Source organism: Denitrovibrio acetiphilus DSM 12809 (assembly GCF_000025725.1).
GTDB classification, from domain to species: domain Bacteria; phylum Chrysiogenota; class Deferribacteres; order Deferribacterales; family Geovibrionaceae; genus Denitrovibrio; species Denitrovibrio acetiphilus.
In genome coordinates, this window is record NC_013943.1 from 2924933 (window position 1) to 2943871 (window position 18939).

The 18939-nt window shown below is 44.3% G+C and carries 16 protein-coding genes; 9 read left to right on the forward strand and 7 right to left on the reverse strand.

Going from position 1 to position 18939, the window contains the following annotated elements; all coding sequences use genetic code 11:
• Nucleotides 1-141 precede the first annotated feature (141 nt).
• The 5 genes from DACET_RS13875 to DACET_RS13895 all read left to right on the forward strand — a co-directional run bounded on the left by DACET_RS13875 (nucleotide 142) and on the right by DACET_RS13895 (nucleotide 5840).
• Nucleotides 142-1398: a sensor histidine kinase gene (locus DACET_RS13875; protein ID WP_013011996.1), complete on the forward strand. Its 1257-nt coding sequence runs from the start codon at nucleotides 142-144 to the stop codon at nucleotides 1396-1398.
• Nucleotides 1395-2690, forward strand: coding sequence for a sigma-54-dependent transcriptional regulator (locus DACET_RS13880; RefSeq protein ID WP_013011997.1), 1296 nt, complete (start codon nucleotides 1395-1397; stop codon nucleotides 2688-2690). Before DACET_RS13875 ends, DACET_RS13880 begins: the two co-directional genes overlap by 4 nt.
• Before the next feature lie 2 nt (nucleotides 2691-2692).
• Entirely contained in the window at nucleotides 2693-3625 is a 933-nt protein-coding gene (locus DACET_RS13885; protein ID WP_013011998.1) for a DUF2860 family protein, read from the forward strand.
• A 21-nt stretch (nucleotides 3626-3646) separates the two neighbouring features.
• A complete protein-coding gene (cysQ, locus tag DACET_RS13890; protein WP_013011999.1) occupies nucleotides 3647-4471 on the forward strand; it encodes a 3'(2'),5'-bisphosphate nucleotidase CysQ in 825 nt (274 codons plus the stop codon).
• Between the two features lie 73 nt (nucleotides 4472-4544).
• Complete coding sequence (locus tag DACET_RS13895; protein ID WP_013012000.1) at nucleotides 4545-5840, forward strand: NAD(P)/FAD-dependent oxidoreductase; 1296 nt, start codon at nucleotides 4545-4547, stop codon at nucleotides 5838-5840.
• A 71-nt stretch (nucleotides 5841-5911) separates the two neighbouring features.
• Here DACET_RS13895 and DACET_RS13900 read toward each other — a convergent pair whose 3' ends face one another.
• The 6 genes from DACET_RS13900 to DACET_RS13925 all read right to left on the reverse strand — a co-directional run bounded on the left by DACET_RS13900 (nucleotide 5912) and on the right by DACET_RS13925 (nucleotide 13094).
• Nucleotides 5912-6892, reverse strand: coding sequence for a dihydroorotate dehydrogenase-like protein (locus DACET_RS13900; RefSeq protein ID WP_013012001.1), 981 nt, complete (start codon nucleotides 6890-6892; stop codon nucleotides 5912-5914).
• 167 nt (nucleotides 6893-7059) lie between these two features.
• On the reverse strand, nucleotides 7060-9243 hold the full coding sequence (locus tag DACET_RS13905; RefSeq protein WP_013012002.1) for a DNA translocase FtsK: 2184 nt from the start codon (nucleotides 9241-9243) through the stop codon (nucleotides 7060-7062).
• Complete coding sequence (locus DACET_RS13910; protein WP_013012003.1) at nucleotides 9234-10025, reverse strand: undecaprenyl-diphosphate phosphatase; 792 nt, start codon at nucleotides 10023-10025, stop codon at nucleotides 9234-9236. Before DACET_RS13910 ends, DACET_RS13905 begins: the two co-directional genes overlap by 10 nt.
• Before the next feature lie 4 nt (nucleotides 10026-10029).
• Nucleotides 10030-11670, reverse strand: coding sequence for a ribonuclease J (locus DACET_RS13915; RefSeq protein ID WP_013012004.1), 1641 nt, complete (start codon nucleotides 11668-11670; stop codon nucleotides 10030-10032).
• A 69-nt stretch (nucleotides 11671-11739) separates the two neighbouring features.
• Nucleotides 11740-12351, reverse strand: a complete 612-nt coding sequence (locus DACET_RS13920; protein ID WP_013012005.1) for a trimeric intracellular cation channel family protein — start codon at nucleotides 12349-12351, stop codon at nucleotides 11740-11742.
• Entirely contained in the window at nucleotides 12348-13094 is a 747-nt protein-coding gene (locus DACET_RS13925) for an ABC transporter permease (RefSeq protein ID WP_013012006.1), read from the reverse strand. Before DACET_RS13925 ends, DACET_RS13920 begins: the two co-directional genes overlap by 4 nt.
• Before the next feature lie 73 nt (nucleotides 13095-13167).
• Between DACET_RS13925 and pap the strand changes: the two genes are divergently transcribed.
• Genes pap through rfbB form a run of 3 tightly spaced genes read left to right on the forward strand, consistent with a single transcriptional unit; the run spans nucleotide 13168 to nucleotide 16657 of the window.
• Complete coding sequence (pap, locus tag DACET_RS13930) at nucleotides 13168-14628, forward strand: polyphosphate:AMP phosphotransferase (RefSeq protein WP_013012007.1); 1461 nt, start codon at nucleotides 13168-13170, stop codon at nucleotides 14626-14628.
• A gap of 45 nt (nucleotides 14629-14673) precedes the next feature.
• Nucleotides 14674-15564: a glucose-1-phosphate thymidylyltransferase RfbA gene (gene rfbA / locus DACET_RS13935; protein ID WP_013012008.1), complete on the forward strand. Its 891-nt coding sequence runs from the start codon at nucleotides 14674-14676 to the stop codon at nucleotides 15562-15564.
• Nucleotides 15565-15583: 19 nt separating this feature from the next.
• Nucleotides 15584-16657 (forward strand): dTDP-glucose 4,6-dehydratase, encoded by a 1074-nt coding sequence (gene rfbB / locus DACET_RS13940; protein ID WP_013012009.1) that lies wholly within the window; start codon nucleotides 15584-15586, stop codon nucleotides 16655-16657.
• Nucleotides 16658-16688: 31 nt separating this feature from the next.
• Here the strand turns inward: rfbB and DACET_RS13945 are convergent, their stop codons facing one another.
• Nucleotides 16689-17177, reverse strand: a complete 489-nt coding sequence (locus DACET_RS13945; protein ID WP_013012010.1) for a YajQ family cyclic di-GMP-binding protein — start codon at nucleotides 17175-17177, stop codon at nucleotides 16689-16691.
• A 90-nt stretch (nucleotides 17178-17267) separates the two neighbouring features.
• On the opposite strand from DACET_RS13945, the gene DACET_RS13950 reads away from it, so the two are divergent.
• The gene (locus DACET_RS13950; protein ID WP_013012011.1) at nucleotides 17268-18938 is read left to right on the forward strand and encodes a molybdopterin-dependent oxidoreductase; all 1671 of its coding nucleotides are present in this window, start codon (nucleotides 17268-17270) and stop codon (nucleotides 18936-18938) included.
• Nucleotide 18939: the final 1 nt, after the last annotated feature.

Below are 18939 nucleotides of genomic sequence, written 5' to 3' on the forward strand. Positions count from 1 at the left end.
AGCAAAGTCGAAAGCTAACCGGAACTCATTTTGTCTGATCGCCACAAATTATCTCATATTGCAGTTTTCGTGTAATATTTGCACAGTTATCTGCAAAATTTGCCAATGTAAACTTCTCACATATGATATATTATTTTAGTTATGGGAAATAGATTACCTTCAAAACTGAAACAAATTCTGATCATTGCCGTCATCCTGAACCTTGTGATTATTATTATGCAGGGGTTCAGCAGTGTAAAAACAATAGAAAACTCCAAGAAAGGGCTTATGCTCGTGGGACAGACCGCCATCTCGTCTTTCGAAGGGGGGCGCAGGGCAAGGCTATTACTAGACACCGAAAGCACAACAAGATTCCGTTCGTTCATTGATAACATAGGAGCTAATACAGGTGTACTCAGCCTTTATCTTTTCGACCAATCAGGCAGGGTACTTTTCAACACAAGAGATGTTACACCACCGAAGATAAATCCCGCTATTCATCCTGACGGAACAGTAGAAACGCCAGACGGGTTGTTTATGTATCATACGCTCCCCCCCGCACGCTCTATGATGGGGAATATGATGGGACACGGGCACAACAGAAGATTCAGCGAAAAAACCGATTCAAAAGTGCTCACAGCCGGAGTTATGCTCAACCTAAGCGGGCATAAAAGCATTATCCGTGCCCAGATAACATTCATGTTCGGCATGATAGCTTTGGAAGCACTGCTCATTGCTATATATATATACACCGCCCGTATGCTGAAATTAAATAATGAGCAGTCACGCAGACTGGAGGCATCAGAGCGGGAAGCGGAACTCGGCAAAATGTCACGCCTAATGGCGCACGAGCTCAAAAATCCTCTCAGTACAGTCAAAGGGCTTATGGAGTTCTCCGCCAAAAAAGCAGAGGGCGACCTTAAAGATATCTCCGAAAGCTGCGTGGAAGAACTCGGCAGACTAGACAAAATAATCAATGACTACCTCTCATATGGTAAAGACATGACCCTTATCATAGGTCGTGCAGACATAAGAGACATAACAGACAGTGCCGCAAGGCTTTTGCAGATAGATGCCCGTCAGAAGGGGATAGACATATGCATTACCGGAAATGCGGAGATCAGCGCAGACATTGAGAAGATGCGCCAGATAGTGTTCAATCTGCTTCTAAATGCTGTTCAGGGCGCACCGGAAGACAGCGAAATAAATATTGAAATAAATGACAAAAAACTCACAATAGCCAATGACATAAAAGATGATAATTTTGACCGTGAAAGCCTTGGTAAACCCTTTTACACAACAAAATCTATCGGAACCGGGCTGGGGCTTGCTATAGTAAAAAGAATAGTACAGCTTCACGGCTTCCGCTGTGAAATAAAAACGAACCAAAAGTTTGTAGTTGAGATCATATACATATGAAGATACTGATAGTTGATGACGAAAAAAACCACAGAATGATGCTCAAGCTTCACCTTGAAGATGCAGGGCACAAAACCGCACAGGCGGAAAACGGACTTAAAGCTCTGGAAGCGTTGGATGAAGGCAGGTTTGATGTTATCCTTCTGGACATGAAGATGGACGTTATGGATGGACTTACTTTTCTGGGCATGATGAACAGAAAAGGGCACAGTGTACCTGTGATAGTCATAACAGCGTTCTCCACTGTTAAAACCGCTGTGGAATCCATGAAGCTGGGAGCAGTGGACTACCTTACAAAGCCAGTGGACATCCCTCAGCTTATGGATGCTCTGGAAAAGATAAACGAGCAGTCCGGTGATGTCCTTACTCCTGTTGAAAACTACCGTTTCGGAGGGGTCTACACTCAGGAGGGGCTCGGTTCTATCATCGAACAGCTGAAACTCGTGGCTCCTACGGATGCAACAGTGCTGATCCTCGGAGAATCAGGCACGGGCAAAGAGATTGTTGCACGTTCCATCCACGACAATTCCAAAAGAGCACAAAGACCATATCTGGCTATAAACTGCGCTGCACTTTCAGAAAATATCATAGAAAGTGAGCTTTTCGGACATGTCAAAGGCGCATTCACCACCGCAGTAAAAGATAATAAAGGGTTATTCGAAGCAGCAGACGGCGGTACACTCTTTCTGGACGAGATAGGTGAACTTTCGCTGAATGTTCAGGCGAAACTCCTCCGTGTTTTACAGGAGGGGGCTTTCGAAAGGGTCGGAGACACCCGTACGCTGAAGACTAATGTGCGTATAGTCGCTGCAACCAACAGAAACTTAAAAAAATTGTCAGAAAAAGGTGACTTCAGAGAGGATCTGTACTTCAGGCTTGCGGTTTTCCCTGTTGAGGTCCCCCCCCTGCGTGAAAGAAAAGAAGAGATAGCTCCGCTGGTTAAGTTCTTCATAGACAAACATGCAGAAAAACTCGGCAAACTGATAAAGTCCGCCGATCCGGCATATATCAGAAAATTGTCAGATTACGGCTTCCCAGGTAATATCAGGGAACTTGAAAACATTGTTGAAAGAAGTATAATACTCACCACGGGAACAAAGCTTGAGCCTGTGACACTCCCCGCCTTCGGTACAGAAAGAGACGGTGGACTAAGCATACGGGGCAACGAACGGGACCTTATCATCAAGGCTCTGAAGAAAACCGGCGGCAACAAAACCAAGGCAGCAGAGATTTTACAGATATCCCGCAGAACACTTCACAATAAGCTCAAGGAATTTGACTTAGAGGATTAACTTTGAAAAACTTTATTATCATTACATTACTGCTCATGGCAGTTTCAACGCAGGCAGCACCACAGGGGAAAAACGGATTCAGCGGAAACATCGACATAGGCATGTTCGGAATAAACTCAACCGATGCTCTCATGGCTACAGGCAGCAACGAAGATATTGATACACTCTCAGATAATCCCGACAGCTTCAGTAAATTAAAACCGATTGTAATGTCCGAGCTTAGGTATAAAAAGGGCGACATACTTTATCACGCAGGAACTCCTCCTACAGAAGCAAATCCGCAGCTGCTTTTAGGTACAACATTTCTATACGGCAAATCCTCCGTTGATCTTTCTGTCATCCTCGCCCCGTTCGGCAAAGTCTGGAAAGACCCATATGTTTCAGACAGAAAAAGTACAAGAGACTCCGCAGCGGGACTCAGGCTTAAGCTGGAAAATATCTCCGGCACTAAGTTCGGAACAAATATTCAGATGCTCAGCCACGATATCGATAATGACGCAATAGGAAGACGATTCAGCGACATGAAGCGTAACGGCGAAACTTACTCGTTCACAGGAGACTATAAGCAGCCTCTCAGCCAGTACAGCGTAATTACCCCATTCGTCACATACACCATTGAAGACAGAAATGGGGACGCAATGAGCGGGCAGGGGCTTCAGGCAGGTGTCAAATATCTGCATAAATTAAATTCCGGACTAATCATACCAAGTTTCAGTATATCCGGTATGTGGTATAATGAAGAAGACTCTGTTTTTGATAAAACACGTAAGGATACAACAACTTCAGCATTTCTTATGTATAAGCATTTTACCCCCTTCGGACTGGCTAACACGCATATTAATTTTCTGATAGGCGGTTCACTGAGATCATCAAATATCGACTTTTATGATGCCAGAACAGTTTTTACAGGCGTAACATTCGGCTACGACTTCTGATAAAACAGTGAAGGTTTAAAAATGAGTTATGACGAAAGACTTCTTCACGAAGTAATAAACATCGCTCTTCAGGCTGGCAGAGAAATTATGCGGATTTACCAAATGGATTTCTCTGTTCAGTATAAAGGTGACAACTCGCCGCTTACAGATGCGGATATGCGCTCCAACGCTATTATAATTGACGGACTGAGAAAACTGGACAAACAGTACCCCATCCTCTCAGAAGAAGCCAAGTTCGCGGCATACGCCGAGAGGAAAAACTGGAAAAACTTCTGGCTGGTTGACCCCATTGACGGAACGAAAGAGGTCATCAAGAAGAACGGAGAATTCACCGTAAATATAGCTCTCATCGAAGAGAAGTTGCCTGTTTTGGGTGTTGTCTATGCTCCCGCTCTTGATACACTTTATTACGGTATGAAAGGCTTTGGAGCTTTCAGGAAAACAGGCGGCAGACTTGAAAAACTGCCAACTGAAAAGAATGACCCTCTGACAAGCAAAACCATAAAAGTTGCGGTTTCCCGTTCTCATATGAACAAAGAGACCTCAGACTTCATAGACAGACTTTCCAGAAATTACCCTGACTGCCGTATTGAAACCATTTCCAAAGGCAGTTCACTGAAACTCTGCATGGTGGCGGAAGGTTCTGCTGATATATACCCGAGAATCGCCCCCACAATGGAGTGGGACACCGCTGCCGCTCATGGTGTTGTTAAAGCTTCAGGGAAAGGCACATACAAACTCGACTCTTTTACTGTGGATGAAGACATCTTCCATAAAAAAATCATTGCTGAAAGATTAGTATACAATAAAGATGATTTACTGAATCCGTTTTTTATTGTTATTTAGCTATGTAATATTCTGCAAACAATACTCTTGATAAAAAGACGAAACAGGTATAGTTTTATTTCGGGAGTTATGTATGAAAAAAGTTGTTATTCTCGGAGGCGGTTTCGGGGGGCTTGCTGCCATTGCCCACATCCGCAAACAGATAAAGAAGAAGCACGTTGAAGTCACCCTGATAGATAAAAATAACTATTCGCTATTCACCCCTATGCTTCCGGAAGTTGTCAGTGGAAATGTCAAACCGGACAATATTGTTCTCCCGCTGCGTGAGATATGTGTCAAAAATAGTGTACGTTTTGTCCGTGACAAAGTTATCAGTGTAGACAAGGATAATAACTGTGTGATCTGCATAGAAAATGAACTTAAATACGACTACCTTATAGTTGCTACCGGCTCCAAGACTAACTTCCGCGGTAACGAATCTGCCATCGAGAATGCACTTCAGTTTAAAAGCATAACCGATGCCATTGATCTTAAATATCTGATAATAGACCATCTGGAAAAAGCCAGCAGCATGACATCCTCTGATGCTAAAAAATCTTTGCTTTCCTTCTCTGTTATAGGCGGCGGAATAACGGGTGTTGAGCTAGCCTGCGAAATGAATGACTTTATCAAAGCAAAGATTAAACGTGAGTACAGCAACATAGGCTCTGAAGAATACAGCATAAACATTCTTGAATACTACAAAACAATCCTCCCCTCCATAGACGAATCTCAGGCACAAAAAGCGCAGGAAGCTGTAGTAGAAAGTGGAATAAATATTATCAACAATGCAAACGTTCAGGAAATTAGTAAAGAAAGCATCCGCTTTGAGCAGAACGGTGAACAAAAAATCCTGAACTCATCTATTACGGTATGGACAGCGGGCGTTATGGGGCGGGACTACCTTGAAACCATCAGCACTAATCAGACTGGTGATAAACGTGTTTTCATTGAACACGAGCTAACCCCGCAGGGCATTACAGACAGCAACATTTTTGTAATCGGCGACAGCTGTGCATATCAGTACAATGAACACATACTCCCGCCAGTTGCACCGCTTGCCATGCAGCAGGGGATAATGGCTGTTATCAATATAGTGCGCAACATTGACGGCAAACCCAAAAAGGATTTCAATTATTTTCACTTCGGATACCTTGTGTCCCTCGGTAAAAACAACTCCGTTGTCAATCTCTTCGGGTTAAAGCTCCGCGGAAGATTTGCATATTACGTATGGAAAATGCTCTACCTTTACAAGGTCGGGATGTTTAAAAAGCAGATAGGTGTGTTTTTCGACTGGATAATGACATCATGGTTCGGTAACGAGTCAGTGCTTATCTATGATATTGAAAAAGCACAAATGTGCAGAAACACAGATAAGGACAGCAAATAGTCAGGATCTTAGATTTCCCGAATTTAACAGCTCTCAGAAAGGGTACTGTGTTTATAGCACCTTGCCAGTACCTATTGAAATATAGCACCGTCAGCTATCTTAATGTATTGAAGACGTTCAAATGTCTGAACCTGCCTGATCTTCTTTCTGGTGGCAAGCCCGATAACATCGTTCATCTCGTTGATGTTCCTCTTTTTCATCCATGCCTGAAGACCGCTGTTCAGGTCGGATATCTGGCTCATGCCGTTCTTATACAGAGCAGAAGTCACCTGAACCGTTTTAGCCCCTGCAAGGAGGTATTGAATGAGCATATCTTCATCATAAACGCCTGTAGAAGCAGATATATCCACCCCGCACTGCCTGCTTGCCACAGCAACCCAGCGCAATACGCTGTAAGCATCCGATGGCGCACTGAAAGTATGCACAGGTTCCAGCTCAAGTGTTCTGGTATTTATCTTCAACTGGAAATATTTATTAAACATCGTCACACTGTCTGCACCAACCTCTTCCAGCTTTCTTATCATATTAGGTATCGCCGAAAAATTCGCCCCTATCTTCACTCCGACAGGTATGCTGACAGTTTTTTTAACCTCTTTGACAACCTCGAGGTAGCGTTCTTCCGTCTCTTGTCCGGTGATGTCCGCCTCAAATGGCATGAAGGCAATATTAAGTTCAATAGCATCTGCGCCGGCTTCTTCGATATCTCCGGCAAATTTTGCCCACCACTTTGTCCCTTCGCAGTTGATACTGGCGATGACAGGTATAGTAACCTTGTCAGCCGCTCTCTTAACATATTCCAGATATTCACCTGAACCGTAAACCATTGCGGCATCAGCTGTCATATAGTCATACGCTTCAGGGTGATAGGTCTCTTCCACAGTGCCCGCTTCAAGCCTTATCTCTTCCTCGAAGAGAGATTTCAGCACAACAGCCCCCGCACCGGCATCCTCTGCCCTGCGCAGATTGTCCATATCTTTTGTCAGAGTACTGCTTCCGGCGATGACCGGACTTGTGAGCTGTAATCCCATATAATCTACACTGATATCAGCCATAATTTCCCTCCAAATATGCCACCGCAACCCTTATTCAACACAATAACCTATTACGTCATTGCGAACCCACAGGGTGAAGCAATCTTACGACAACAGCTATCAGAAACATATCAGATTGCTTCGTCATGTTATTCCTCGCAATGACTCTTTGCCACCGCAACCCTTATCTAATCTTTTATAAGAAGCTCTCTCGGCTTAGATGTCCCGTCAGACGGAGCAACTATCCCTCTCTTTTCCATGATCTCAACGATGCGTGCCGCCCGATTATACCCTATGCGAAGATAACGCTGCACCATAGATATAGACGCAAAACCTTTTTGCTTAACAAGCTCAAGCGCTTCCTCATACTTTTCATCCATTTCCGACTCATCAACATCCTCAGCGTCAAGGCTCTCTTCTTTCACCAGATCCATGTTGTATTCAGGTTCGCCCAGAGTTTTGAGATGCTCAACAATACGTCCTACCTCGTCGTCAGACACAAAGCATCCGTGCACACGCACAGTGTCACTCATGCCCGGAGGTATAAAGAGCGAGTCCCCCTTACCGAGGAGCAGCTCCGCACCGGACGCATCAAGAATCGTTCTGGAATCTATCTTTGATGAAACCCTGAATGACAGCCTTGCGGGCATGTTTGCTTTGATAATTCCGGTAATAACATTTACTGACGGACGCTGAGTAGCAAGCACAAGATGTATCCCAACGGCTCTCGCCATCTGTGCGATACGTATAATCGACTGTTCAACCTCTTTCCCGGCAACAAGCATCAGGTCTGCGAACTCGTCCACTATCACCACCAGATAAGGCATAACCGGAAGCTCAGGGTCATTCTCTGCTTTCTGATTATAACTGTCGAGGTTACGCACTTTCATTGATGCGAGGACAGAATATCTATTTTCCATCTCTTCAACTACATTCTTAAGAACCTGAGCCGCTTTTCTCGGCTCTGTAACAACAGGCGCCGCGAGATGCGGGATATCGTCATATATGCTCAGCTCCACCATTTTCGGGTCAACCATTATGAATTTCACAAGCTCCGGCGGTGCTTTATAAACTATTGAGCATATGAGTGTATTTACAGCAACAGATTTACCGCTGCCTGTTGTCCCCGCCACAAGAAGGTGAGGCATAGAGGCAAGGTTGCTGATGTACGGTCTGCCCGAAATATCTTTCCCCATGGCAAATGTCAGCATAGACTTCGCCTGAATAAACTCTTTTGACTTCATAAGCTCAGAGAGAAAAACCATCCCCCGATGCTTATTCGGAAGCTCTATCCCCACAACAGATTTACCAGGGATAGGGGCTATGATGCGCACACTGACGGCAGACATCGCAAGAGCAAGGTCGTCTGAAAGGTTTGCAATTTTATTTATCTTTACACCGGGAGCAGGCTCAAACTCAAACTGAGTGACCACAGGTCCCGGCTGAATCTCTCTTATCTTACCGTTCACTCCGAAATCAGCCAGCTTTGCAATGAGCATTTCGCCCTTAAGTTTCAGTTCTGCTTCTGACTCGGTCTTGAAATCCCTTACAGGTTCGTCCAGAAGCCTAAGAGGGATGTTATACTTCCCACGCCCTTTTTCGACTTTCTGAATCTCTTTTATCTCCGGCTCCTGATACGCCTCTTTAAATACAGGCTTTTCTTCAGGTTCTTCCTGAACAGTCTTCTTCTTCGCAGGTGCTGGCGCAGGCTCCGGTTCAGGTTTATATGCCGGTTCTTCTTTCTGAATGTCAGGAATCTCCCCCTGATATTCATCTTCATCGTACATTTCCGGCTGTTTATTACGTTTGATCTTCGGCAGACTCATCTCTCCTCTGGCGAGCTTCATAAAAAAGCGGGGGAAGAGCATAAAGAGCAGAAGCGTGGCAAGAAAGCAGCAGATAATTATTCCGCCCACTTCCCCGACAATGGAAACAAAAAGATCAGCAGAGAAAAGTCCCGCTATACCCCCCATAGGTTTGGACGCAAAAGCGAAGTCTTCGCCGCCGAAAAATCCTGTCATAGTGGAAAAAACAAAACATAAAACAATATAGAGCACAAAACGGAAAACAGTCTTGCGCATCTTCATCTCTGTTTTTTTACGATGCAGATGGAACCTGACTGTAAGCCAGATAAAAACAAGAGGCAGCAGATAAGCTGTCCAGCCTAAAAGCGATGCCAAAACGTCGCTGAAATAAGCACCGGTCTTTCCAAAAAGGTTTATAACCTCTTGATCATAGTTAGTAAAAATTATGAGAGTCCACCCCGGATCAGACTCCGAGTGAGAGTAAATAGACAATGTGGCAAATATTGTAAAGAACAGACAGGTAAGAAATATTATATCTGCTTTCAGCCCTTTGTTTTCTACATCCATATTATCGCAACGATCCCCGCTATCAGGCAGTAAAGCGCAAATGCCTTAAGGTTTGCCCGTTTTATAAAATATACCATAAAGCTTATGGCGAAAATTCCGCTTATAAACGCAGCCACCATCCCGGCTATATAAGCTGTGAGCTCTCCTGCCGGCACCGCAGACATATGTTTAGACTGAAGAATAATAGCCCCCACAATGGCAGGCACAGACATGAGAAATGTGAATTCCGCCATCTCTTCACGCTTAATGCCCAGAAAAAGCCCTGTCGCTGTAGTTGCTCCCGCTCTGGATATCCCTGGGATAACTGATATTCCCTGGACAACCCCTATTATAAAAGCCTTAACCCCAGTAACTTCGCCAGTGCCTTTGTATCTGTCAGAGACGATCAGGAGCAGAGATGTAAATATAAGAAAGTACCCTACAAATGCAGGCGTGGAAAATATCCCCTCAACACGGCTCTCCAGCGCAAGACCGATTATTCCTGTTGGTATCGAGGCAACTATTATCCCCCACCAGAAACGTTTATTTTCAAAGTATATTATCTTATAATCACTGCTGATAAGCCCCATAGGGGTGAGAATAAGCTCCACTATCCTCCTTCTGAAATATACAAATACCGCACCGAGGGTCGCTCCGTGCAGAAGCGTGTCAAAAAGCATTCCCGGCTGCTGAAAGTCTTTAATAATAGACTGTGCAAGTACAAGGTGTCCGGAACTGCTGACGGGTAAGAATTCTGTCAGCCCCTGGATAATACCAAGTATGACAGCTGTAGCGATACTCATCTATTTATATCTCCGTCACAACAGGTATCACAAGAGGACGCCTGTCGAGATTCTTCTTAAAAAATCTGCGGGTCAGCCTTGAGAGACCGCCCTTTATATCTGTAAAATCATAATCATCATCGTTTACGAGTTCACCAAGGTTTTCAAGCAGAAAATCCTGTAATCCCGTCATCTGTTCCGGCTCAAGCTCGAAACCTGCTGTCTCAACAGTCAGAGGAAAGATGTATGTGCCGTCTGACTTCCGCCTGATGGCAACGATAGAAACCGCACCGTCACGGCAGAGATGCTTTCTGTCCCGTACAGAATCCTCATCCATGACAAAATGTCCACGCAGGTCGATAAAGACCTTTCCGTGAGGAACATCATCCAGTTTCGCGAGTTCTTCGTTTTCAAAGACAGCTTTCTGACCGTCTTCCACCAGAACAACATTTTCAGGAGCGACAAGCCCCATACCTTTCAGAATGCGCTTTAATGTTATCATATGCACGGGTTCACCATGCACAGGGATGACATATTTAGGTCTGGTGAAGTTCACCATCAGCTTTATCTCTTCCTGAGAGGCGTGTCCGGAAACATGAATGCGGTTTTTGCCGATATCTACGACATTCCCACCAGCTTTATATATGAAATTAACAAGGTTGATAAGGTTCTTTTCATTCCCCGGGATAACCCTTGCAGAGATCACGAAAAGATCCCCCTCTCTGACATGCAGGTCTTTACGTTCACCGGAGGCGATGCGGTAAAGGGTGGAGTTTGTCTCCCCCTGGCAGCCCGTGATTATATAGCATATCTCGTCGTCAGGCAGTTTTTTAGACGCACGAAGCCCCACTATAAGATCATCAGGGAGGTCTATATATCCCAGCGATTTCGCTATGGAGATATTTCTGTCCAGAGCTGTACCTTCCAGAACGACCTTACGCCCAACCTCTCTGGCTATGTCCAGTATCTGTCGGAAACGGTCGATATTGGACGAAAAACTGGTAAAGAATATACGTCCTTTCGCATTGCGGAAAATCTTTTTCAGGTCGTCCTTAATGCTGGATTCTGACTGTGTAAAGCCTTCGCTGGTGGCATTGGTGGAATCCACCAGAAGAGCTGTCAGCCCCTCTTTTGCCAGTGCAGTAAAATCTGACGGGTTGAAGGGTTCCCCTCCGGCAGGTGACTGGTCTATCTTGTAGTCAGAGCAGTGCAGTGCACTGAAATCGCCGCACTTAATATACAGTGCGTAGGTGTCGCTTATCGAGTGTGTTACAGGGAGAAACTTAACAGTGAAGTCCCCCGCTTTAACCACTTGTCTCGGGGATATGCTGCGCAGGTCTGGTGAGACCTTTTTCGCGCCGCGTTTCTGTTCCAGAATCCCCAGAGAGAGCTTCCCGCCGTAGACAGGCATGTTAAAACTGCGGAGCAGAAAGGGAACAGCACCTACGTGGTCTTCATGACCATGGGTGATGAACAGTGCTTTCAGCTTATGCTTAATTTTGTCCAGATACTCAAAATCGGGTATGACATAGTCAATCCCCGGAAAGTTGTTATCCGCGAACATAACTCCGCAATCAACGATAATGGCAGTTTCTTCGGTCTCGTAGACATACATGTTCATGCCTATCTCGCCGACACCGCCTAAAAATGATATAGAACAAGACATAAAGCTATTCTAAATAACTATCAGGAAAAACACAACTTTCATTTTGTCATCCTCAGGAAGGTCATTACTTTAGTCGTGATGTTTAATTTTTGGGATATTTATATCCAGCTTGAAAGTCACCATACGAACAGCAAAAAGGAGCATAGAGGAGACAACCATGTTTAACTGCATATTAATGCCTGTGTAGTGCAGCAGACAGAACAGCATCCCGGCGACAATACATGCCGTAGCATATACTTCCTGTTTCAGTACAAAGGGGATCTCGCCTATAAGCACATCACGCAGCATACCCCCCCCTGTGCCTGTGATAACACCAAAGCATATACTGCCGAAATACCCCACGCCGCTTTCAAGAGCAACAGTGATGCCTATCACATTAAACACTCCGAGCCCCAGTGCATCCATCCAGACAAGCAGAGAATATGTCGCAGAAATATGCTTGTAGAATATAAATATTGCAATTGCTGTCAGCACAGAAAGAATAAAGTAAGTAATGTTAGTGAAAGAAAACGGAGGTAAGCGCCCTAAAAGCGCATCACGAACTGTGCCCCCGCCAACAGCAGTCACAATGGCGAGGAAACATATCCCGTAAAGATCAAGATGCTTCCGTGCACCGGCAATGGCTCCCGAAGCTGCAAATGCCACTGTTCCGGTGAAGTCCAGAAATTGTAAAAACGTCATTCATTCCCCTCGCTCGAAGCAGCCCTCAACACCCGAATAGTAAACATACGGCACGCTAAAACAGACGTAAGAATATTTACAGCCAAAAGCATATACATTATCACAAGCTGATATGTCACAGCGGTGAGAGGCTTCACCCCTGCCATGAGCAATCCTGTCGCAAGCCCCGGCAGAAGCACAACGCCAAGGGATGCTATGTTATTCAGCACAGGCATCATTCCAGCTTTTATTGATGTATTCACAGCCTCTTTTGTAGCAGTCTTTATGTTAAGCCCGAGAGCAAGCATACCCTCGATAGAAGCAAGATGCGAACTGCTCTCAGCACGCAGCCTGTCCAGAGTGAGAGTATAAGCATTCATAGAGTTCCCCAGTGCCATACCTGCAACGGGAAGCACTGCACTCATTTTAACCGGAACCGCACCGGAAAGAAAAACCGGCAGCAGAGCAAGCATAGAAGACGCGTATATGGTAAAAAATGCTCTTTTATGACACTTACAATCAATATCCAGACGCGAACTTGCTGTATATGAAGCAAAAACAGCCATAAATGCCCCAAAATACAGAACATGCCAGACATTATCAAGCCTGAAGATATACTCCAGCGCAAACCCCATGGCAAACATCTGGACAATAGACCTTATTCCAGCAATTCCTATCTGCTTTTCAAGTTTCATCCCCCGACTGGAAGTCATTATTATGACAAATATAAAAAAGATTAAAATAACCAGTGCTGATGCAGTCATTGTTTCCTCTGTATGTATGTTATAATATTTTATACCCATATACCACAGATTATTACGCAACTCAGGGGGAGATATGTTTGAAGGATTTTTGACTGATTCAAAGATGCCGAAAGAAGAGTATGAAGCAAAGCTCCTTGACCTGAGAACTGACCTCATCCGCACTCAATACAAATTTAAAGAATACAAACGCCCGATGCTTCTTGTGCTGACAGGCATTGACGGTGCAGGGAAAGGGGAAATGGCTAACGCCCTTGCAGACGTTATGGATTCGAGGCTAATGGAAGTAAAGACCTTCTGGGAGGAGTCCAGCGAAGAGGCGGAAAGACCTTACTACTGGCGGTTCTGGAATGCTATGCCCATGGGCGGGAAGCTGGGCGTCTTCTTTAACGGATGGTACGAACGCGCTATAAGGATGCAGATAGAAGGGGAAGAACCGGAAGCGGCGTTCGTCAGAAAGATGGAAGAGGCAGCGAAATTTGAGCGGATGCTGGCACTTGACGGCGCAGTTATCGTAAAAGTATGGGCACATATTACCAAAAAAGAGCAAAAGAAAAGACATGAGAAATTCAAGAACTCTAAAGAAGTATCGGAACGGGCTAATTGGTATTACTCAAAATATGACAAAATAACAGAAACGGCAGAAACTGCCTACAGATCCACACATACGGAATTTGCCCCATGGGAATTCATAGACTGCACGGACAAAAGATACAGAGAGATACGGTTTCTTCAGATTATCCTTGATGCCATGAAGAAAGCCCTTGACGGTTTGCTGCCGAAAAGTACAACAGCAGACACAAATGGCATTTCGTTCCCTGACAGACTTGCCGGCATTGACCTCAGTAAAACTCAGGATAATTATAAGAAAGAGCTTAACAGCCTCATTGCAGAGATTAAACCTCTGGCATGGGAAGCATACGACAAAGGACTGAGCACCATGCTGGTTTTCGAAGGGTGGGATGCCGCAGGGAAGGGGGGCTGTATCAGAAGACTTCTGCGCGCAGTTGATCTTCGCCTTTCAAAAGTGATTTCTATCGCAGCCCCAACAGAAGAAGAGCTCTCACGTCATTACTTATGGCGGTTCTGGCGTCAGGTTCCCAGAGCAGGCTGTATCAGCATTTTTGACCGCTCGTGGTACGGACGCGTCCTTGTGGAGAGGATAGAGGGGTATACTCCTCCGCCTGTTTGGTTCAGAGCCTACGATGAGATAAATGACTTCGAAGCGCATCTCTCTGACAGAGGCATGATGTTGTTGAAATTTTTCCTGCACATCAGTGCTGAGGAACAGATGAACCGTTTCCAGCAGCGTGAAGATACGCCGTGGAAGCAGCACAAGATAACCGAAGACGACTACCGCAACAGAGACAAGACTCCTGCATATTACGATGCCTATAACGAAATGTTTTTCAAAACAGATACACAGAATGCCCCGTGGTTCGTTATTCCGGCAAATGACAAAAAATTTGCACGGGTTCAGGTTCTGAAAACTGTCCGTGACGCTCTGATAAAAAAACTAAAAAACAATGACAAATAACCTTTTTTCCGTAATTATATGCAAGATTATGTTCAGGAGCTGTATATGAAGGGAATAATCCTTGCCGGAGGTTCCGGCACACGTCTTTATCCGGCAACACAAGTGCTTTGCAAACAACTTCTCCCTATTTATGATAAACCAATGATCTACTATCCGCTTTCAACACTCATGCTTGCGGGGATCAGAGAAATTCTCATAATAAGCACACCAGAAGACACTCCTAAATTTCAGGAGCTTTTTAAAGACGGTGCTGAACTGGGGTTAAAACTTAGCTATGCTATTCAGGAAAAGCCTAACGGTCTTGCAGAAGCCTTTATAATCGGCGAAAAGTTCATCGGTAAAGATACCGTCTGTATGATATTGGGGGATAACCTCTTTTACGGCAGCGGACTTTCAGGAATGCTCCAGCAAGCAAAAAAAGATATTGAGAACATGGGTGGAGCATCCCTCTTTGGATACTATGTCGATGACCCTGACAGATACGGTGTTGCAGATTTTGACAATGAAGGAAAAGTTCTGTCCATTGAAGAAAAACCCAAAAAACCTAAGTCAAACTACGCTGTTACCGGACTTTACTTTTATGACAACAGAGTCTCTGAAATTGCTAAAAATGTTAAACCATCTGCAAGAGGTGAGCTTGAAATCACATCTGTCAACAATGCATACCTTGAAATGAACAATGTGCGTATCAAACTTTTCGGACGAGGTTTTGCATGGCTGGACACAGGAACACATGAAAGCCTGCTGGAAGCATCGGAGTTCATCCATATCATTGAAAAACGTGTGGGTGTTAAGATTGCCTGTCTCGAAGAGATTGCGTTTAACAAAGGCTGGATAACATCAGAGCAAGTTATGAAAAAAGCAAAACTGATGGAAAAAAATGAATACGGCAAATTTCTTAAAAGTGTCATAGAACACAAAATAGCTTCTTTCTGATATTGTTGGAGAATAATTAATGAGATCATATAAAAACATAATGGTGACAGGCGGTTCAGGCTTTATCGGGGCGAACTTTATACGGTACGCTCTGAAAGATACAAACTTTTCTGGCAGGATAATAAATGTGGACAAGCTGACCTATGCCGGTAACCCTGAAAATCTGGAAGATATTATCAACGATATTGACGAATCCAGATATGTCTTCTGCCATAAAGATATATGCGACTATGATGAAATGAATAAAGTATTCATGAAATATGATGTGGACTGCGTGATACATTTTGCAGCAGAAAGCCATGTTGACAGGTCAATACATGGTCCAGGCGAATTTGTCCGCACAAACATAAACGGCACATTCACCCTGCTTGAAACTGCAAGAAAAAACTGGCTGAATAAGCCCGACACACTTTTTCACCACGTCAGCACAGATGAGGTCTACGGCTCTCTTGGTGAAACAGGTTACTTCTATGAAGATACGCCTTACGACCCGAGAAGCCCTTATTCATCATCTAAAGCCGCATCAGACCATCTTGTAAAGGCATATCATCACACATACGGCATGAACATAACCATGTCCAACTGCTCCAATAATTATGGCCCATATCAGTTTCCGGAAAAACTCATACCTGTGATGGTGTTAAATATCCTTGCTGAAAAGGATCTGCCAGTATACGGTGACGGGAAAAATATCCGTGATTGGTTATATGTAATAGACCATAATACCGCCATATGGAACATAGTAACAAAAGGACGTATAGGCGAAACTTACAACATCGGTGGCGAAAACGAATGGACTAATATTGAGTTAGTGAACACACTTTGCGAACAAATGGCAGAACTAACAGGTAAACCGGATATCAACTACTATAAAAAGCTTATAACCTTTGTAAAAGACAGACCCGGACACGACAGACGCTACGCCATAAACTGCGACAAACTCAAATCAGAACTTGGCTGGAAACAGTCAGTAACCTTTGCAGACGGGCTGAAAAATACTCTGAGATGGTATCTGAAAAACAGTGAATGGATAGATCATATAAAGTCCGGTGCTTATATGGAATGGATGAATAAAAATTATAATAAAAGATAAACTAAAGGCTGCCCGAAAGCAGCCTTAGCTCTTATTTCATATTTACATACTGGAGCGGGACATCAAGCTCGGACGCTTTAAGCATGTGCATAACCTGCTGAAGATCATCAAGTTTTTTGCCTTCCACACGGACACGGTCATCCATAATGGACGGATTCACCTTAAGCTTCAGCTCTTTTATCATTTTCACTATCTTCTTAGCGTTGTCCTTGCCAAGCCCCTCAACAGCCTTAATTTCAAACTTACGGGCTCCTTTAGATGTGTTTTCCGGTTCGCCAAATTCAAAGACACGTCCATCTATCCCTCTTTTTGATGCATGCTTAACCAGCATCTCTTTGATAGCCTGCACTTTCATATCATCGCTTGTGATGATTTTGATTACCTTGTCTTTCTTGTTCAGATCAATCTCTGTATTTGAACCACGGAAATCATATCTGCTGTCTGCCTCTTTACGCACAAGGTTTACAGCGTTATCGAGTTCCTGCAGATCTAATTCGTTTACGACGTCAAATGAAGCCATATTTTTCACCTCTCTTGTAACTTATGACATTTTACACATTATTCACTCAAAAATCATTGATTTTATTCCACCACCATGGATAATTAGTACATGAATTTCTTTTGCAGCAAAGACTGCCCCGACCTTTGTGGTGTTAAGGCAACAGTAACATCAGATGGATATAAGTTTAGCGGAGTTCAGGAGAAATGGTCTCCGACCGGATTTGTATGTTCAAAGTTTAAAGTATTCGCAGAGCGCGAGATCAATAACGGACTTACCTCATGGCAGGTCATAGATAATGTGAAAACGGAATATCCGGACAATGGCACTGCTATTGAAAAAATGGCTGAATTCCTGAATGAATTCAAGGATAAAAAAATTCTTTATATGCGCGGCTCCGGCAGTCTGGCATATAATATGTGCTACTGGGATGTTTTCTTCTCACAGTTTCCAGACTGCGCAGGGACAACAGGCGGACCATGCGACGAGACAGGCGGGGATGCTCACGAAGAAGACTTCGGAGTTTTGTTAAATCCCCCTGCATCTAACCTTGAAAAGGCACGGACGATAATACTCTACGGCAAAAATGCCGCCGTCAGCAGTCAACACCTATACGCTTACCTGAAGGACATGAAAAAGAAAGGCAGAAAAATCATCTATATCGACCCTGTGAAGACCAAAACGTCAAAGATCGCAGATAAGTATATAGCTATCAACCCTTCTTGTGACGGGATTCTCGCCTGTGCACTCCTGTGTGCCATGGGGCTTGAATCAGGACATGATATAAACTCGCTCATAAGCAAAACCGGAGTAAGCAGTGCTGATTTTGAATTGCTGCTGAGTGAAATAAGTGCCGGACAGTGTGCCCACATACAGGGTTTCGGTATACAGCGTCACGCAAACGGCATGAACGCCTATCAGTGGATAAACAGGCTGGCAGTTAAAACCGGAAGTGAAGATATGCTCTACTACAGTCACAGCTCAAAACGACTGTGGACAAAACAAAAAACAACTTTTAAAAATTATATACATGTTGATAAGATAGCGGAAAGTCTGGCAGATGGAAATTTTGATCTGTTTGTAAACGCGGCAGCAAACCCCGCAATGACATATCCCGACACAAACCTTTGGACACGGGGGCTCTCCCGCACAAAAACTCTCGTCATAGACACCAACAATACAGAAACATCAGCCCATGCTGATTTCTTTCTGAAAGTTGGCGGGATGTTTTCTCAGGCTGACTTCATGGGGAGTTACTTCTTTCCGCATTCATACACCAGAGAAAAGCTTACTGACGAAATAAGCGACTCAGAAGCTGCTGCAATGCTTGCCGCACGTCTCGGATTAAAAATTGAAGTCAAAGCGGAAGCAGAAGTACCCCGCAAAGAGCAGGAAAACAGAAAATACAAAACAGCGGAACTGCCGCTGATTATGCCGGAGGAAGGAGAGGGATTTAAACTGCTGACATCCTCTCATCACTCGTATCTTAATTCTCAGATACTGCCCGGCATGGAAAAGGGCAGGCAAGTTGTATTTATCAATGAGAAAGATGCAGAAGAACTCGGCATCAAAACAGGCGACGACGTTCGCGTCTGCGGCAAAACAGGCGGCTACAAGGCTGAAGCTGTTGTCACCGAAGGCATTGTTCGTCAAACTATAATGAGCTGGAAAAGCATACCGATGAAAGACGGCTGCGTAAACAGCGCCATCAGAAACAAACTCACAGATTCAGGGAACGGTCTTGTCCTCTATGGACAATATGTTGAGGTAAAAAAGATATGAA

What these genes read in the sequence shown, in the direction of transcription:
- DACET_RS13915 (WP_013012004.1), bottom strand. Translation starts at nt 11,670, where the DNA reads ATGTCTTGTTCTATATCATTTTTAGGCGGTGTCGGCGAGATAGGCATG.
- pap (WP_013012007.1), top strand. Translation starts at nt 13,168, where the DNA reads ATGTTTGAAGGATTTTTGACTGATTCAAAGATGCCGAAAGAAGAGTAT.
- DACET_RS13920 (WP_013012005.1), bottom strand. Translation starts at nt 12,351, where the DNA reads ATGACGTTTTTACAATTTCTGGACTTCACCGGAACAGTGGCATTTGCA.
- rfbA (WP_013012008.1), top strand. Translation starts at nt 14,674, where the DNA reads ATGAAGGGAATAATCCTTGCCGGAGGTTCCGGCACACGTCTTTATCCG.
- cysQ (WP_013011999.1), top strand. Translation starts at nt 3,647, where the DNA reads ATGAGTTATGACGAAAGACTTCTTCACGAAGTAATAAACATCGCTCTT.
- DACET_RS13905 (WP_013012002.1), bottom strand. Translation starts at nt 9,243, where the DNA reads ATGGATGTAGAAAACAAAGGGCTGAAAGCAGATATAATATTTCTTACC.
- rfbB (WP_013012009.1), top strand. Translation starts at nt 15,584, where the DNA reads ATGAGATCATATAAAAACATAATGGTGACAGGCGGTTCAGGCTTTATC.
- DACET_RS13900 (WP_013012001.1), bottom strand. Translation starts at nt 6,892, where the DNA reads ATGGCTGATATCAGTGTAGATTATATGGGATTACAGCTCACAAGTCCG.
- DACET_RS13880 (WP_013011997.1), top strand. Translation starts at nt 1,395, where the DNA reads ATGAAGATACTGATAGTTGATGACGAAAAAAACCACAGAATGATGCTC.
- DACET_RS13945 (WP_013012010.1), bottom strand. Translation starts at nt 17,177, where the DNA reads ATGGCTTCATTTGACGTCGTAAACGAATTAGATCTGCAGGAACTCGAT.
- DACET_RS13910 (WP_013012003.1), bottom strand. Translation starts at nt 10,025, where the DNA reads ATGAGTATCGCTACAGCTGTCATACTTGGTATTATCCAGGGGCTGACA.
- DACET_RS13875 (WP_013011996.1), top strand. Translation starts at nt 142, where the DNA reads ATGGGAAATAGATTACCTTCAAAACTGAAACAAATTCTGATCATTGCC.
- DACET_RS13925 (WP_013012006.1), bottom strand. Translation starts at nt 13,094, where the DNA reads ATGACTGCATCAGCACTGGTTATTTTAATCTTTTTTATATTTGTCATA.
- DACET_RS13895 (WP_013012000.1), top strand. Translation starts at nt 4,545, where the DNA reads ATGAAAAAAGTTGTTATTCTCGGAGGCGGTTTCGGGGGGCTTGCTGCC.
- DACET_RS13950 (WP_013012011.1), top strand. Translation starts at nt 17,268, where the DNA reads ATGAATTTCTTTTGCAGCAAAGACTGCCCCGACCTTTGTGGTGTTAAG.